Annotated in this window: 13 protein-coding genes; 6 read left to right on the top strand and 7 right to left on the bottom strand. The window is 62.6% G+C overall.

Annotated elements, in window-relative coordinates:
* Positions 1-77 precede the first annotated feature (77 nt).
* The 4 genes from ACZ1JY_RS00930 (at position 78) to ACZ1JY_RS00915 (ending at position 4,670) form a co-directional block, all read left to right on the top strand.
* A complete protein-coding gene (locus tag ACZ1JY_RS00930; RefSeq protein ID WP_465130057.1) occupies positions 78-1,595 on the top strand; it encodes an acyl-CoA carboxylase subunit beta in 1,518 nt (505 codons plus the stop codon).
* Positions 1,596-1,710: 115 nt separating this feature from the next.
* A complete protein-coding gene (locus tag ACZ1JY_RS00925; RefSeq protein ID WP_465130056.1) occupies positions 1,711-3,054 on the top strand; it encodes an aldehyde dehydrogenase family protein in 1,344 nt (447 codons plus the stop codon).
* A gap of 107 nt (positions 3,055-3,161) precedes the next feature.
* On the top strand, positions 3,162-3,338 hold the full coding sequence (locus ACZ1JY_RS00920) for a hypothetical protein (protein WP_162896088.1): 177 nt from the start codon (positions 3,162-3,164) through the stop codon (positions 3,336-3,338).
* A gap of 102 nt (positions 3,339-3,440) precedes the next feature.
* On the top strand, positions 3,441-4,670 hold the full coding sequence (locus ACZ1JY_RS00915) for an argininosuccinate synthase (protein WP_168905413.1): 1,230 nt from the start codon (positions 3,441-3,443) through the stop codon (positions 4,668-4,670).
* An 875-nt stretch (positions 4,671-5,545) separates the two neighbouring features.
* Here ACZ1JY_RS00915 and ACZ1JY_RS00910 read toward each other — a convergent pair.
* The 6 genes from ACZ1JY_RS00910 to ACZ1JY_RS00885 all read right to left on the bottom strand — a co-directional run bounded on the left by ACZ1JY_RS00910 (position 5,546) and on the right by ACZ1JY_RS00885 (position 12,187).
* A complete protein-coding gene (locus ACZ1JY_RS00910) occupies positions 5,546-5,977 on the bottom strand; it encodes a CHRD domain-containing protein (protein WP_465130055.1) in 432 nt (143 codons plus the stop codon).
* Between the two features lie 126 nt (positions 5,978-6,103).
* On the bottom strand, positions 6,104-6,772 hold the full coding sequence (locus ACZ1JY_RS00905) for a TadE/TadG family type IV pilus assembly protein (protein ID WP_465130054.1): 669 nt from the start codon (positions 6,770-6,772) through the stop codon (positions 6,104-6,106).
* Complete coding sequence (locus ACZ1JY_RS00900) at positions 6,766-7,350, bottom strand: TadE/TadG family type IV pilus assembly protein (RefSeq protein ID WP_465130053.1); 585 nt, start codon at positions 7,348-7,350, stop codon at positions 6,766-6,768. Before ACZ1JY_RS00900 ends, ACZ1JY_RS00905 begins: the two co-directional genes overlap by 7 nt.
* The gene (locus ACZ1JY_RS00895; RefSeq protein ID WP_118074811.1) at positions 7,347-9,293 is read right to left on the bottom strand and encodes a TadE/TadG family type IV pilus assembly protein; all 1,947 of its coding nucleotides are present in this window, start codon (positions 9,291-9,293) and stop codon (positions 7,347-7,349) included. Before ACZ1JY_RS00895 ends, ACZ1JY_RS00900 begins: the two co-directional genes overlap by 4 nt.
* 142 nt (positions 9,294-9,435) lie before the next feature.
* On the bottom strand, positions 9,436-10,653 hold the full coding sequence (locus ACZ1JY_RS00890) for a CaiB/BaiF CoA transferase family protein (protein WP_465130052.1): 1,218 nt from the start codon (positions 10,651-10,653) through the stop codon (positions 9,436-9,438).
* Entirely contained in the window at positions 10,640-12,187 is a 1,548-nt protein-coding gene (locus ACZ1JY_RS00885) for an acetyl-CoA acetyltransferase (RefSeq protein ID WP_465130051.1), read from the bottom strand. Before ACZ1JY_RS00885 ends, ACZ1JY_RS00890 begins: the two co-directional genes overlap by 14 nt.
* 100 nt (positions 12,188-12,287) lie before the next feature.
* Between ACZ1JY_RS00885 and ACZ1JY_RS00880 the strand changes: the two genes are divergently transcribed.
* Positions 12,288-13,256 (top strand): LysR family transcriptional regulator, encoded by a 969-nt coding sequence (locus tag ACZ1JY_RS00880; protein WP_465130050.1) that lies wholly within the window; start codon positions 12,288-12,290, stop codon positions 13,254-13,256.
* On the opposite strand, the gene ACZ1JY_RS00875 is transcribed toward ACZ1JY_RS00880, so the two are convergent.
* The gene (locus tag ACZ1JY_RS00875; RefSeq protein WP_118074218.1) at positions 13,238-14,287 is read right to left on the bottom strand and encodes an AraC family transcriptional regulator; all 1,050 of its coding nucleotides are present in this window, start codon (positions 14,285-14,287) and stop codon (positions 13,238-13,240) included. The genes ACZ1JY_RS00880 and ACZ1JY_RS00875 overlap by 19 nt on opposite strands.
* A 149-nt stretch (positions 14,288-14,436) precedes the next feature.
* Here ACZ1JY_RS00875 and ACZ1JY_RS00870 point away from each other — a divergent pair, with 149 nt between their 5' ends.
* On the top strand, positions 14,437-16,860 hold the full coding sequence (locus ACZ1JY_RS00870; RefSeq protein WP_465130049.1) for a TonB-dependent receptor: 2,424 nt from the start codon (positions 14,437-14,439) through the stop codon (positions 16,858-16,860).
* Positions 16,861-16,930: the final 70 nt, after the last annotated feature.

Raw genomic sequence — 16,930 nt, 5'->3', positions numbered from 1 at the left:
GAATGCGTCAAGCAATGGCGATTGCGCTGTTGGGGCAAATCGAGTGAACTGCCTCTCATAAACAGAGAGGACATCGCTTGAGCTGGGAACCCGAGGTCGAGGAACTGCGCCGTCGTGAGGCGCTGGCCGAGCAGATGGGCGGCGCCGAAAAGGTCGCACGCCAGCACGGCCGCGGCAAGCTCGATGCCCGCGCGCGCATTGCCGGGCTGGTCGATGCCGGATCGTTTCGCGAGATCGGCAAGATCGCCGGCAAAGGCTCCTACGGGCCTGACGGCGAACTGCTCGATCTCGCCCCCTCCAACCTGATTTTCGGCCGCGCCAACATCAAAGGGCGCCCGGTCGTCGCCTCGGCAGATGACTTCACCGTGCGCGGTGGGGCAGCCGACGCCGCCATCGCGCGCAAGTTCATCCAGTGCGAGCAGATGGCGCACACCCTGAAGATTCCGCTGATCCGCATGATCGACGGGACCGGCGGCGGCGGATCGGTGCGGACTCTCGAAGACATTGGCGCGACTTACGTCCCGGCCACGCCCGGCTGGGGCCAAGTCGTCAAGAACCTCGAGACCGTGCCGGTCGTCGCTCTATCGCTCGGCCCGACTGCTGGCCTTGGTGCGGCGCGCGTTGTCGCCAGCCATTATTCGATCATGGTCAAGGGCCTCTCCCAGTTGTTTGCTGCAGGCCCGGCAGTCGTTTCCGCCATCGGTGAAGACCGCAGCAAGGAAGAGCTTGGCGGCAGCGCCATCCACACCCGTAACGGCGTGGTCGATGAGGAAGTTGCCAGCGAAGCCGAGGCGTTCGCCCGTGCCCGCCGGTTCCTCTCCTACCTGCCGAGCCACGTCGGTGCCCCTGCCCCTCGCGCCGCCGCGACAGACCCGGCCGAAAGGCGCGAGGACTTCCTGATCGATCTTGTCCCGCGCGAGGCCAAGCAGGTCTACTCCATGCGCCGGCTGCTCGACGCCGTGGTCGACAGGGATTCATTGTTCGAGATGGGTCGTCTGTGGGGCCGCGCTGTCATCACCGCCTTTGCCCGGCTTGACGGCTGGCCTGTGGCAGTGCTGGCCAGCGATCCAAGTTATCTCGGCGGATCATGGGATGCGCGCAGCAGCGAGAAGGCCGAACGCTTCATCAAGCTCGCCGATCAGTTCCGCCTGCCGATCGTCCACCTGGTCGACAACCCCGGCTTCATGATCGGCCACACCGCCGAAAGTACCGGCACGATCCGTTACGGCGTGCAGGCGATGAATGCGATCTACAAGGCTACCGTGCCGCTTTGCTCCGTTATCGTCCGCCGCGCCTACGGCATCGCCGGCAGCGCGATGAGCAATGCGGAGAACTTCCAGTACCGCTTTGCCTGGCCATCGGGGGACTGGGGCAGCCTGCCCATCGAAGGCGGTATCGAGGTCGCCTACAAGGCAGAGATCGAGGCGGCCGAGGACCCGACAGCGCACCTCGAAAGCATCCGTGACCGGCTGAACCGGGTGCGCTCACCCTTCCGCACCGCCGAGCGTTTCGGTGTGGAAGACATCATCGATCCACGAGACACCCGTCCCCTGCTCTGCGAATTCGCCGATCTGGCCTGGCGGACCCTGCCCTGAGCCATCAGGTGAAATCTGCGGCACTGGCAATGGAATGAAACTCGCCGAGACGTTGCCATCGAAGAGACTGTTCGTTAGCAAGACTAACGAACAAATCTCAGCAGGGTGCCTTTCGATGACCGCTCCTACCGCAGCCGACCTTTTCGCCGACATCGCCCGCGTCTTCGCGCTCCAGCAGGCGCACATGTGGGAAGCAAAAGCCTCCAGCGCCGATGTGCGCAAGGAGAAGCTCGCGCGCCTGAAGGCTGCGGTGGAAGCCCACGCGGACGACATCGTCGCAGCCGTGCTGGAAGACACCCGCAAGCCGGTCGGCGAAATCCGCGTTACCGAAGTGCTCAACGTTACCGCCAACATCCAGCGCAACATCGACAATCTCGATGAGTGGATGAAGCCGACGGAAGTCCAGACCTCGCTGAACCCCGCGGACCGCGCGCAGATCGCCTATGAGGCGCGCGGCGTCTGCCTGATCCTCGGGCCGTGGAACTTCCCTCTCGGCCTCGCCCTCGGCCCGGTGGCCGCCGCCATTGCGGCCGGCAACACCTGCATCGTCAAGCTGACCGACCTGTGCCCGGCCACGGCGAAGATCGCCTCGGTCATCATCAAGGAAGCTTTCGACGAAAGGGACGTGGCGCTGTTCGAAGGCGACGTTTCGGTGGCAACTGCCCTGCTGGACCTGCCCTTCCACCACATCTTCTTCACCGGCAGCCCCCGCGTTGGCAGGATCGTCATGGCCGCCGCCGCCAAGCACCTCACCAGCGTGACTCTGGAACTCGGTGGCAAGTCTCCGGTCATCGTCGACGACAGCGCCGACATCGACCAGATCGCCGCGCAGCTTGCCGCTGCCAAGCAGTTCAATGGCGGGCAGGCTTGCATCAGCCCTGACTACGTGTTCGTGAAGGAAGACAAGAAGGCTGCGCTGGTGGAAGGCTTTCGCGCCAACGTCGCAAAGAACCTCTATGACGAAAGCGGCGCGCTGAAGAAGGACAGCATCGCACAGGTCGTCAACAAGGCGAACTTCGACCGGGTGAAGGCAATGTTCGACGATGCCGTTGCCAAGGGCGCGACCGTTGCCGTTGGCGGCACGTTCGAAGCCGCTGACCTTACCGTCCACCCGACGATGCTGACCGACGTGACACCGCAGATGACGATCCTGCAGGACGAAATCTTCGCCCCGGTCATCCCGGTGATGACCTACGACACCCTCGACCAGGCCATCGGCTACATCGAGGCACACGACAAGCCGCTGGCGCTCTACGTCTACAGCAAGGACGAGGACAACATCGAGAAGGTCCTCGCCCGCACCTCGTCAGGTGGCGTAACCGTCAATGGCGTGTTCTCGCACTACCTTGAGAACAACCTGCCGTTCGGCGGCGTGAACACCAGCGGCATGGGTAGCTATCACGGATACTTCGGCTTCAAGTGCTTCAGCCACGAGCGCGCGATCTACCGGCACAGCTGAGCCAGGCCCCAAGCCTCGGAACCAGACGCAACTCCGGAGGTTGCTGCACCAAACGGTACAAAGGCGGCCGCGCACCATTCCGCCGCCTTCGTCTTGGGAGGCGCCTCGTGTCGGCATTGAGTTATCACGCAGCAAGCGCTGCCAATCTGGTAGAGGGCGTCGCCGAGATCACCACCGACGTACTTCGCCACCACCTCTACCAGTCGCTGATGCTGGCGGACGAACTCAAGATGCACGCCCTAAGCGCGAGCGTATGCGAACTTCTCAGATCACTCGATCCCTGAGCCCGGAGGTCTCGGTGAGGCAGGGTATTCAAGCTTTGGTTGCACCCCTGCCCCCCGCCTGTTAGGCGCGCGGCGCGTTATTCAAGGGGAGTCGCTCCGCCCATGTCCGGTCCTGACAAGTCAGATATCAAGAAGGTCGTCCTCGCCTATTCCGGCGGCCTCGACACTTCCGTCATCCTCAAGTGGCTGCAGGTCACCTACAACTGCGAAGTGGTGACCTTCACCGCCGACCTCGGCCAGGGCGAGGAGCTTGAGCCCGCGCGCGCCAAGGCCAAGCTGATGGGCGTGCCCGACGAGAACATCTACATCGATGATCTGCGCGAGGAATTCGTGCGCGATTTCGTCTTCCCGATGATGCGCGCCAACGCCCGTTACGAGGGCGACTATCTGCTCGGCACCTCGATCGCCCGCCCGCTCATTTCCAAGCGCCTGATCGAGATCGCGCGGGAAACCGGCGCCGACGCCGTCGCCCACGGCGCGACCGGCAAGGGCAACGACCAGGTTCGCTTCGAACTGTCGGCCTATGCGCTCGAACCTGGCATCAAGGTCATCGCCCCGTGGCGCGAATGGGACCTCACCAGCCGCACCGCGCTGATCGCATGGGCCGAAGCGCACCAGATCCCCGTCCCCAAGGACAAGCGTGGCGAAAGCCCGTTCTCGACCGACGCGAACCTCCTCCACACCTCGTCCGAGGGCAAGGTGCTGGAAAATCCGTGGGAAGAAACCCCGGACTACGTCTATTCGCGCACGGTCAATCCCGAAGACGCGCCGGATACCCCGGAATACATCACCATCGACTTCGAAAAGGGCGACGGCGTTGCGCTCAATGGTCAGGCGATGTCGCCGGCCACCCTGCTGGCTGCGCTCAACGACCTTGGCCGCAAGCATGGCATCGGCCGTCTCGACCTCGTCGAGAACCGCTTCGTCGGCATGAAGAGCCGCGGCATGTATGAAACGCCGGGCGGCGAGATCTATGCTCGCGCCCATCGCGGGATCGAAAGCATCACGCTCGATCGCGGTGCGGCGCACCTCAAGGACGAGCTCATGCCCAAATACGCAGAGCTCATCTACAACGGCTTCTGGTTCAGCCCCGAGCGCGAGATGCTGCAGGCGGCGATCGACCACAGCCAGGCCCGGGTCAACGGTACGGTCAGGCTCAAGCTGTACAAGGGCAATGCCTCGGTCGTTGGCCGCAAGTCGCCCGACAGCCTCTATTCAGAACGCCACGTGACGTTCGAGGACGATGCCGGTGCCTATGACCAGAAGGACGCGGCGGGCTTCATCAAGCTGAACGCGCTCCGGTTGCGCCTTCTGGCGCAGAGAAACCAGTAAACTCTTGCGCTTGCTGGCGCAACAGGGCCGCTAATTGCTGCGCTTCGGCGCTGCACAATAACTATCCACCGAAAGGTGCGGGGGTTGTGGATAACTCCCGCACTTTTTGCTTGCGCGACTCAGGGATGAGGCGCAGCTTTTACATGTCGAGAGTGCACAAAGCCTTGGAAATCAGGACTTAAAGCCCTGAACTTTCAGGATTAAGTGCACAACGGCACGAACACGGACAGTTTGCAGCGTAACCAACCGGCAGGCACCTTCGGGCTGATCTGCGGATGCGCGAAACTGCGGCTTTCGTGATCGGACACGGAATGCAAAACGGCATCGTTTTCCACGGTGCAGCGCGCGGTCAGGCTTCGGTCTCCATCCGGCGCGATGCGGCGCAGACAAAGGTGACGGACAGCATTTCACCCCGCCGAACGGGGGCAACCTACCGGCCAGATATCGGTCTGGACGGAAGTGGGCCACCGGCCGAAGGGGAAACGCCCACGAACGGCTTTACCGGATCGCTTGCAAGCGCAACCGGGACGGTCGCGGAAATGCGGAGCGACGGAGGAGTGCCTGCACTCGACCGGCGCAGGCGGACGAAAGGACGGATAGCGGCGCGACCTTGTGCGAAAGCACGGATCGGCAGCAGCCCAGGGGCTACGCGCCCCGGACGGCATCCGCCTCGACGACCGCCAAGCGCAAAGCGCGCTCCGTCAGGCAACGCCAGGCAGCGTTTGGCCGTCAGCAATGACAGCCCAGCGCGAAATGGTCGAAGCCAGCCGCGACCAGACAAGCCTGAACGGACGTAGAGTGGGGGCCGGCAGCAATGCTGGCCCCCATTTGCTGTTCTCCCGCGCGACCTCCAACCTGTGGAGCGAGCAGGCGGGTCACTTCACCTTAAGCTGCCCCCGCACCGCACCCTTCGGGAAATCGGCGGTATGGACATTGACGTAATAGACTCCCGGCGCAGCGACGATCTTCTTGAGAAGTTCAGGTTCCATCGCGATGCAATCATCGCTGTCCTTGCCGGTCACGTCGATCGCGGCGACCGGCTTGCCGTCGTTGCCGGCGGTGCCTTCATGGACGTGGGCCATGGTCGGCTTGGCGATCTTGTCGGCCCACAAGGTAAAGCAGAAATCGCCAGTCTCGTCATCGGCGTCGGCCTTGAAGCCGCCCATGCCATCGGGATCGCCGCCCGCCGTCTCGGCAGCGCCGCCAAGCGTGGCGACGAGTGTTACCGGCTTGGCCACAGCCGGGCTGGTTGCTCCTGCGGCCAGGGCAATCATGGCGGTCATCGCTGCGAGGTCTGCATGCTTCATCGCGATCTCTCCCTGTTTCGGCCCGTTCGCAAGCGACTCCGCCTGACTGCAAGCCACTCCGCCAGACTACACCCTCCTGGCACTTGCGGAAATTGATTGCGCGCAAGCTGTCAGTTCTGGCTCCGCTCAGCCACAGGGATAGGCCCCGCCTGTTCCGGTAACCCCCGGCGTGAGGTTGCGGTTGTCGCGGATCAGGAATGCTCCCTCCTTGCGCATCACGGGATTGTCGACGAACAGATCACCCATCAGCCCCCGATGCTGATAGTAGACTTCGACAAACATCACCGCGCTGTTGGCCGACGCCGTGATCTTGGTCGGCCCGCTTCCCATTCCGGCCAGCGCCGTACCGTTCAACCCGTTGCGCGTGCTGTCATTGCCATAAGCGGATTGCCGCGATAGCCGCCCGTAGCAGCGCTGCCAGCGGATGTACTGCTTCCCCGTTGCGGCATCGCGTTCAAGGCTTGAGAGAATGATCCTGCCCCGGGCCGCGAAATCAAGGCCTGCTGCCTGCTCCTGCGCGCCACGCATGACCTCGTTGATATCGCCTTCACTGACTGTCGGCGTGACCACGCTGTTGTCAGTCTGGCCGATGCGCGAAGCATTGTCCGCCAGCGACAGCGCGATCTCGCTGATCTTCATGTCGACAGAGTTCATGTAGGCCACTTCGAGCCCGTAGAGCGCGATCGACAGGATGAACGGCGTGATGATCGCGAACTCGACAACGGAAACGCCCGAGCGATCCCGAGCGAGACGTTTGGCACAACGGCCTAGTTTGGCGGAAACTGTCCTCAGCATACGCGCGGAGTCGAGCCGTAGCTGCCGTCCTGCAGCGCAAAAGGCTGGTTGCGCTTCACCGCAATGGCGGTGATCTCGCGCCGGCTCCAGTCAAGCGGCACGATGGGCACGGCGAACACGGGATCGTATTGCACCCGCACCGTATAGACGATCACATCGTTCGCGCCGCCATTGCCGGTCCGGCCCAGGTCCTCGTCCCACGATCCGTTGCCGTTTTCGTCAGTATACCCCTCGCCCGGCGAGCACGCCCCATCGCCATTTCTGTCGTCGAGCGGCTCACCCTTGTTGGTGCGGGCAAAGTCGTAATAGCTCTTTCGGGTGGAAGTCACCTGCGCGCCGGGCACGATCGGCCGCATGGCGCTGATCACCTTGGCGTCGGCAACGGAGGTGTCGCCGGTCTCCAGCGTGGAATCGCGTGCAGCCTTCTCGACCGCGCCATCCAGGACACCTTTGGCATAAACCATCTGGCCAAGATCGAGGCAACCCACCAGCGCCAGCAGGAACGCCGGAGCCACAAACGCGAATTCGATGGTGGTGACGCCGCCGTTCTCGCCGCGCAGGGTAAGAAGTTTCTTCATTGATACACCCGCAATTCGCCCACGTTCTTCGCGATTTCCTGGAAGGCGCTGTTCAGCTGTGTCGCATTTGTCGCCAGAAACGAGCTGTTGCTCGATGCGCAGTAGGTCAGGTCCGAAGTGAGGCTCGAGGCGAAGGCGATGACCCACACGCGAAATCCCTTGTCCTTGGCGTTATCGCAAAGGGCGCGGAAGCGCAGCGTGTGCCGGGCCGCCTGATTGCTCACGCCATCGTCGGTAACCCGGCGGTCATGCCATTCTATGCCATAGCTCGACTGGATCGTGTTGCTCGGCTCCATCAGCCCGTCAGTCATGAAGATGATGTGGCGCGAAACCTTGCCACCGTTGGTGGGCGCAATGTTCACGGTGTCTGCCCACGGCCCCTGCGGCGAGCTCAATCGCAGTCCCCACAGCATGCCAAGGTCATGATAAGTTGATCCGTCTGCGATCAACGAGTCCGCATAGGAATAAAACGCCGACTGGTTCATCGTTGACAGCAGTTGCGCTTGGTAAGGGCACTTGGAAGTAGCTCGGCTACCTTGGGAAGTCTGCACCGCGTTGGTCAGGAATGTACCCTGCCAGTTAGATACTGTCCGATAATAGGCAAGCTCGGGCCACATCGGCCCCCACTTCGTGTCGGGGTCGTCGTCCGGCACCATGTCAACATTGAGGTCAAGCGCGGTAGACGGCGACATGCCGTCAGAACTCGAATAGCTGATGCTGTCTGTAGCGTCGCTCTCGCGCTCCTCGATGCAGCCGCCCCAGGTATAGCTTGCTGCCGCGCCGCTGGTGCCGTTGGGTTTGCTGACGGCTGCGAAGGTCTTGTAGACGCTCGTATCTACGCTGACTTCCTTGTACGCCCAGCTGGCAAACTCCTGGCGGGTACGTGTCTCGTAGATGGGATCGGAGGTGGCATAGCTGCGCATGATGTAGTTGCGGGTGGTGTTGAACGAGAACACCCGCCAGCGATTGTTGTTGGTCTGCTGGCAAAGGTAAGTCGTCTTGCGTTGCGGCTGCGTCGTCGTCGTGGTCACGACCTGCTGTCCGCTGCCATTGGTGACGGTCGAGCTGCTGGTCGTGGCATTGCCATTATTGGCCCATGCGAGGTCGGCAGGGCGCGCATTGTTGCAATTTGCTTGCGAGGTGTAGTTCGTTGAACTGTACTGTGAGGTGCTGCCGACAATCTCGGTCGAATAGGTCTGTTCGCTGGTGTTGACCGGTGCAGCCCAGCCTGTGAAAACCTGCTCGGTAATGGTATTGTAAACTGGTTCGCGGGACTGGATTTGCCACGTGTCGGCAAGGTAGGCCGGGTCCAGATTGTAGATCAGGCGCCCGACGTTCACCGAAGAGCTGTAGGGTACAAACGAATAGCGGATGCGCGCGTTCGAACCTTGCGTGGCCGTGGCAACCGTATCGTAGAAGTTCTTCATTGCCACGCGCAGCGCCTGGATGCGGGTCTGGCTGGTGCCGGACAGCGTGTTGCCCATGGAGCCGGTGGTATCGAGCACCATGGTAATGTCGCTGTTGCCCACGCCCATCGTGGCGCTGCAGGCCACACTGACCGGGATCGTTTCCACGCCCAGCAGGTTCATCACTGCCGTCTGAACCGTCGTCGAAGCCGTGCCCGAGATCAGATTGCCGTTGTTGGCCGATGCCGTGGTGAATGTTGTCCCGGTCGCACCAAGCTCACCTTCCACGAAGTTGGTATTGAAGTAGGCGTTTGCCTGATTCCGCGCGGCCGTGTCATAGCCGTTGGTCGTAACGGCGCGTCGTCCGGCGAGTGTGCCAGCATCACAAGCCGTCTGCAGCCGGTTGCGCGCCTTGTAGACCCGGTTGATATCAAGCCCGCCGCCGATCAGCGCGACGATGACCGGCACGCTGGCAGCAGCGATCGGCAGAACGCTGCCGCCAGTGCTCGCAAAAAGCCTTCTGATGAACCTCGCCATGCCGTCCCGCTTTGCCCTTGCCATCGCTGACACTGGCTAAAGCGGCTCAAGACGGTTTCCAGAACCTTACCTTTATCGGGAATTCATAGGAGCTTTAGTCGTATTTAATCCGTAGTTTTATCAATAGAAACAAACACATATTTTAACCATCTTTAGTGGCTGAAAAAGCCTGCCATCCGTGAACCCTGACCTCCTCACTGTTGGCACCGCCCACCGGCGGGAAGAGCACCGGTTTACCATTCCCGGAAACCGCAAAACGCACCGGAGCGGCCTGCTCGAAGTATGCGCCCTCCACCGGGTGCTCGCGTCGGCGGAAAAACCCTGTCTCCTGCAGATGCGGATCATCCATCACGTCGGCCAGATCGCGTACCGCTTGCGCGGGGATCTGGGCTGCATGGCACCGCGCCAAGATCTCCGCAGTCGGCAAGGCCGGGGTGAACCGCGCTATCGCCTGATACAGTTCGGGCTGGGCCTTCAACCGAAGTTGCGGCGTCGAGAGGTGCTCCTGATTCAGGAAGTCCGGCTGCCCGAGCAGCGCGAAGATGCGTATCCAGGCATCGTCGGTATAGGCAACGATGCTGATCCAGCCATCGGCTGTTGGGAAAGGCTGGCGATCGGGATCGATCTGCCGTGCATAGCCCGCAGGCCCGTTGGGTGGGTCGAACGTCTTGCCGCCAAGGTGTTCAAGCAGCATGAAGCTTGAAAACACCTCGAACATCGGCACTTCCACCCTTTGCCCTTCGCCTGTCCGCTGCTTGTGCACGATAGCGGCCATTGCTGCATAGGCGGCATGCAGGCCTGCCACCTTGTCGGCGATGAGCGACGGGAGATAGCGCGGGCGCGGGTTGCCATCGACACGAGGCAACAGCGTCGCCGTGCCGGTCGCCGCCTGGATCACGTCATCGTAGGCCTGCAGGTCGGCATAGGGACCGTCCTGACCAAAGCCGACGCAATGGACGTAGATCAATCCGGGATTGACGGCCTTGAGCGCCTCGTAATCCAGCCCGATCCGCTCAAGCGCCTTGCCCCGCACGTTCACCACGAACACGTCTGCATCGCGCAGCAGTTTGAGCATGACGGCGCGGTCGGCCTCGTCCTTCAGGTCGAGGGCAACGGACTTCTTGCCACGGTTGAGCGCCATCCATGCCGGTGCCATGCCCGGCGTCACCGCTGCTCTTGCCGACCAGCGAAACGCATCGCCAATGCCGGGCGCCTCGACCTTGATCACGTCTGCGCCGAGATCCGCCATGATCTGGGTGGCATAAGGGCCGAAGACCACGGTTGTCAGATCGACAACGCGGATGCCCTCAAGGAGAACCGGATTTTCCGCCACCTGCCCTGTCCCTTCAGTCAAACGCAAAGCTGTTTCTCTTGTCACCAGGCGTAATCACGACGCGCCTGCCGAGCGGATCGCTCTCCAGCATCGTGGCAACGGTGGTGGCATCGCGCGTGGTGGCAACGAAGCGCCCACCTGTGTCGAGTTCGCCGATCACGATGGCCTGCTCGGGCACGCTTTTGGCAAAAATCACCGTAAATGTGCCGATGCGGCCCTGCCCTTGCGCTGCAACCGCCATGGTGGCCATCGGCACGGCATCAAGTTGCGCCTGCAGTTCCGCACTCTGGCACCCCGGCCATTCACGCGGTTCGCTGGACAGTACCGCTGCACCATACTTGGACTGGAAGCCTCCGTTCAGGCCAACCAGACCCTTGGCTCCAGGCTTGCCGCGCAAGACCTCGACCATGCTCGCCAGCGCATGGGTGGAGTAGTTGTTGCCAGCGCCGCCGAAGTAGGGAAGGCCGCCGGTAACCGTCAGACCGCGCGGATCGTCTGCCGCAAGGCCCAGCCCGTCTATCGCGGCATTGAACACCGGAACGGGGAAGCAGGAGTAGAAGTCGAACGCTGCGATTGCGTCCGCGGTGGCGTTCGCCTGCGACAGCGCGGCGGCGATGGCAGCATTTGCAGCGGGATAGGCCCCGATATCCGGCCGTTCCAGCAGTTCTCGCTCGTTGGCCAGGGCGGCCCCATGAAGATAGATCCACCTGTCTTCGGGCACTCCGGCCCCGCGCGCCGCCTTGGCCGACATCACCACCAGCGCCGCTGCCTGGTTCACCTGATCGCGGGAGACGAGCTTCAGCGGATAGGGATCGCAGATCATCCGGTTGCGCTCGCTGGGGGTGGCAATCTCCGCGGCGCTCATCGGCTTGACCGCGCCTGCGCTATAGGGATTTCCTGCCGCAACATTCGTGAACGGCGCGAACAGGTTCCCCATTTCGCGGCCATAGGCTTCGCGCGACAGCCCCAGCCGCGCTCGGCGCGCATTCTCGCACAAGGCATAGGCCGTAACCGGTGCGCGAATGCCATGGGCTATGCTGGTGGCCGAAAGCGTACCTTCAAAGCCCAGGCCTTTGTCGATCCACTGCACACCCATCGCATCGGGGTCATCGCTCTCGGCCCAGTCCCGCAACTCACCCTTGGCCACGAGATGGCGCACCGTCGAAATCGCCTCGCTGCCGAACATCAAGGCTGCGGACACGGCACCTGCCGCGATGCGATTTCCAAGATCGGCCAGCAGGGCCAGCGGAGACTGCCCCCCCACCTTCTCGAGGATCGCGACCTCAGGCTTGATGCCAAGCCTTCGGGCAACTGCCAGCGGCAGCTTGTCGGCCCGGCCGAACGGAACCTGCATGGCGCCTGATTCCTCGAACGTCCGGATTGAACCGACCGCTTGCACCAGCGCAGCGACCGCCGGACCTGCTTGCGTATCGGCAAGAGCCGCGCGGGCTGCCGCAGCCGCAAGATCGGCAAACGACAGGCCGACATATCCGGGCTCGTCGATCCGTTCGACGAACTGGCCAACCCCGACAATGACCGGGGTGTTTTCCGACAGGGGCATGGCATCCTTTCCTGCTTTTTCGGCAGGCTAGGAGCGCTCGGTCGCAGCGTCCAATCGATTTAATCTTTCGATTTATAGTGAGTCCGAATATATAGACGCGATGCAGTCCGATGTTGATGTGAAAGCGATCCGATGCTTCCTCGCACTTGCGCAGGAACTCAGCTTCGGCCGCGCGGCGAAGCGCATGAACCTGACGCAGCCCAGCCTGTCTGCGCAGATCCGCAAGCTAGAAGAACAGATCGGCCAGCGTCTGTTCGACCGGACGACGCGCGCGGTCCAACTTTCACCGGTTGGCAGGGCGCTACTCGACCAGGCCGGCACTTTCGTCGCTCAGGCTGACGCCTTCGCCGCGCAGCTCGCCGCCTGGCGGGACCGACCTGATCGCCGGATCGTCCTCGGAGCGCCGATCTATACGTTCGAGCTGCCCCAGCATGGAGCGCTGCTATCGGCGATCGCGCGCGAGATTCCGGACATATCGCTGCGGGTGGACAACGACTTTGCCTATTCCCTGTGCGAAGGCCTGATCAAGGGCACCGTCGACCTTGCCTTGGTCGTTGCCGCGGTCGTGCCCCATGACAAGTATCTTGCAGACATGGCGCGCCAGCAATGCGGCGAACTTGAAATTCCCGATGGCCTGCCACGCCTGACGCTGAGCCGCGAACCGATCGGCCTTGCCATTCCGCAAGAGCATCCGCTCGCCCGGTTCGACGTCGTGCCGCAGGCTGCTTTGTCCGGATCGGTCATTGCCATGCTCGCGCCGCTGCACGGCAAGAGCCTGTACCAACCGATATCGACGTGGCTTGCGGCTGCCGGGGCGACAGGCTTCCTTCCGCCCGAAGCCCACGCCTTCGCTCTGGAACGATACTGCCGCGAGTATCGCATCCCGGCGATCTCCATAGCGCAATTTCGCCCCAGAGATCATGGGAACGTGGTCTACAGGCCCGTCGCAGGCCTTTCCGTCGTCACGGAGCTGGCGGTTCTGCGCAGCTCTCGCCACATGCGCGGGGCGAGCGAGGAGCAGCTCTGGAAAATTGCAGAATCGCTTGTGCCTCAGGCATTTATCGACTGACCGTCGGGGCCCTTGCGCGGGCGCGCTTGCGCCATCAGGGCCCGCGCTCCGGTCGACATATGCTGGCGCAGGAAGCGGCTTGCCGCGCTGGCATCGGTATAGCCCAGGCGATGCGACAGTTCGGTCAGGTTGGGCCTTCGCGCAGTGCGGAAGTACTCGTCGGCAGTGTGCTTGCGTACCTGTTCGAGAATGACCGCAAAGCTCGTGCCCCGTTCCGCGAGGCGGCGCTGAAGGCTCTGCGGCGAAAGACCGGCAAGCCCCGCGACATGCGGCAGGTTTGCCCGCCGCTCGGTGAGATTGGTGGCGATGAAGTAGCGCACCTGCTGCATAAGGTCGCCGGGCCACTGGCTGTCGGCCTGGGCCAACTGCCTCTCAAGGTAGCGAACCATGTTGGGATTGGCTCGCTGCGAAGGCCGATGCAGGTCAGACTTGCGGAAGACCAGCGCGCAGCGATCGGATCCAAACTCGATCGGACAGCGGAACACCGCCTGATGGTATCGCGAACTCTGCGGCGCCGGATGATCCAGCTCCAGCCTGATCGGCGTCCACTCCTCGCCAAGCAGCATTCGCGTGATGCGCAACTGGAGCGTCAGCGTAGCCTGCAGGAATTGGGAACCGCCGAACCGTGCCGGAACCATGAGCACATGGCGCAAGGCCGCCTCATGACCGGTGATGTCAGTGCTCGACCGCATCGCCGCGCTTTCGAGGTGCATGTAGCGTCGCGTTATCCGGGTCGCCTCGTCAAGCGTGGTGCAATGATCCCACAGCAGGCTGATCGGGCCAAAGCCGCGCACGTTGCACCACATCGAGAACGCCACGCCGAGGTCCTCGCGGCCCGATGCGATCGCAGCTGCCTGCAGAACGTCGACATGGGCGCTTGCCGGCAGCCATTCCGCCTCGTTGGCCTGTTCCACGTGGGCGAACACGTCAGGAGGGCAAAGGCTTCTCAGGTCGAGCCCTGAAACCTCCGCGAAGTGGGCGAACTGACGCATGGCGCTGGAATGTGCGAGACCGGTTTCCGATTCCATCATGATGCAATCTGACAATAGTGTGCCGCGATCCGTCAAGATCAATTAAGCGATTAAACGCACAATGCCGATGCAGCCAGCTTCTGTCCAGTCAGGGACAGCGTCTGGAACACCAATTACAGCCGCCACAAGGCGGCGCATGGGAGGCAGCCTTGAAAGCATTGTACTTGCGTAACGCAGCACTGGCCGCAATCGTCGCCTCGGCCGCCGTGCCGAACCTCGCGCACGCCCAGCAGGCCGAAGAACAGTCTGCCACCGGCCTCGCTGAAATCATCGTGACGGCGCAGCGCAGGACCGAGAACCTTCAGGACGTGCCGATCGCGATAACGGCGGCCAACGCCGAAACCCTCGCGCAGGCGCGCGTCGAAAACGTCGCCAACATTCAGGCCATCAGTCCCTCGATCAGCTTCCGCGTCACAAACATCGCAACGTCGAGCGCGAACCTCATCATCCGTGGCCTTGGCACGACCGGCAACAGCCGCTCGTTCGAAGGTTCGGTCGGCGTCTTCATCGACGGGGTCTATCGCACCCGCGCGGCAGCGGCGCTGCAGAACTTCCTCGACATTGACAACCTGCAGGTGCTGCGCGGCCCGCAGGGCACCCTGTTCGGCAAGAACACCACCGCCGGTGCCCTGTTGCTCGCCTCGGCATCGCCATCGCTCAACGACGTCAATGGTGCCGTTGAAGTGACCTACGGCAATTACGATACGCTGATTGCCCGCGGCGCCATCAACGCTCCGCTTTCCGACAAGGTGGCATTCCGCATCGCCGGACTCGCCTCATCGGCCGATGGCTTCTTTACCGACAGCACCACCGGCCAGAGCCTCAACGACAACAAGACCCGCGCGGTCAAGGCGCAGTTGCTGTTCGAACCGAGCGAGAATCTCACCGTCCGCCTGATCGGCGATTACTCACACAGCCAGGGCAACTGCTGCTACGCCACCTCGGCGTTCATTGATGGTCCGACTCAGCCGATCATCGACCTGCTGACGCTCTACCAGCCGGCCAGCAGCCAGCAGTTCCTCGGCGTGCTTGCCGGCCTGATCCCGGCCTCGTCGATGACGCCGACCGGCCGCAAGCTGCCCGCGCGCGATCCTTCCAAGTTCGAGCAGACCCTGAATGGCAACGGCCAGCAGGAGATCGAGGATTACGGCGGCACCATGCTGATCGACGCTCAGGTTGGCGAAGGGACGCTGAAGTCCGTCACGGCTGTGCGCAAGTTCACCGTCGACCAGCGCGATCTCGACCCTGATTTCTCGGGCGCTGACATCTTCCGCTACAACGAAAGCTTCTCCAGCCGCTTCATCTCGCAGGAACTGACCTACAACACCAAGATTTCGGCGCTCAACGCCGAGGCGGTCTTCGGCCTGTTCTTCTCGGACGAGAAGCTCAAGATGGGGCGCAGCCTGCCTTGGGCCAACCAGGCGCAGTTCTACTGGGATGCGATCTTCGCCAGCCTCGGCGTCGCGCCGGGCACCGCTAACGCCGCCCCCGGCACGTGGACCACCGAGCGCATGGGCGGCACGGCCAAGTCCTATGCAGGCTTTGCCCACCTCGATTTCGCGGTGAACGACAAGTTCAACGTCATCGCTGGCGTGCGCTACTCGATCGAGAAGAAGCGCGGCTTCTTCAACAACGCCTTCTATCGCCCGAACCCGACAGATGTGTTCACCCTGCTCGGCATCGCCCCGTCGCCGGCATACGACGCCACGACGACCAACAAGGCGCTTTCGGGCACTCTTGGCCTTCAGTACCGTCCAAACGACGATATCATGCTCTATGCAACGTACAACCGCGGCTTCAAGGCGGGCGGCGTCAACATGGACGTCAACGCGGCGGGCACGCTGATCAACAACGCGGCTGTCTACAATGCCCTGCCCGCCGCCATCCGCATCGGCTTCTTCGGCAATGCGCCGGCACAGGCCCCGCTCAACCCGCGCTACAAGCCGGAGAAGGTCAACGCATTCGAAGTCGGCGGCAAGTTCCAGTACCTCGACGGACGCGCCCGCACCAACATCGCCTTCTTCTACTATGACCTGTCCGATCTCCAGATCGCGCAGTTCATCGGGCTGCGCTTCACCGTGCTCAATGCCAAGTCGGCAAAGGACTACGGCCTCGAAATCGAGAACCTGTTCCAGATCACCGACAGCCTGACGCTCGGCCTCGATGGCACGTGGATCCCGCATGCCCAGTACGGCAAGGATAGCAACATCGACCCGGTCCTGTCGGGCTCGCGCTTCCGCTTCAGCCCGAAGTTCTCCGGCAATGCCACGCTGAACCTGGACCAGCCGGTCAACGACAACCTTAGCGTGCTGGCCCGCGTGCAGGCGCAGTATCAGAGCCGCCAGTTGATCAGCACGGCCACTTCGGCCGAACAGGGCGCGGTGACCTTGGTCAACGCCAACCTCGGGTTCAAGCTGCCCAAGACCGGTCTGCTGATCGAAGGCTGGGTGCAGAACCTGTTCGACAAGACGTGGTTCACCCAGTCCTTCCCGACGCCGCTCCAGACCGGCGACCAGAACGCCTATCCGGGCTCGCCACGCACCTACGGCATCCGCGTCCGCGCTTCGTTCTGACCTCGCAGGAATGGATGCAAAGACCCTCGCTTTCGAAAGATGGCGAGGGTCTTTTGCGTGGCGAATGGGC

The organism is Novosphingobium sp. BL-A-41-Hi4B-X5A (assembly GCF_055521705.1).
The sequence above is the reverse complement of the archived record's forward strand: the minus strand, read 5'-3'. Positions and strand labels throughout refer to the sequence as shown.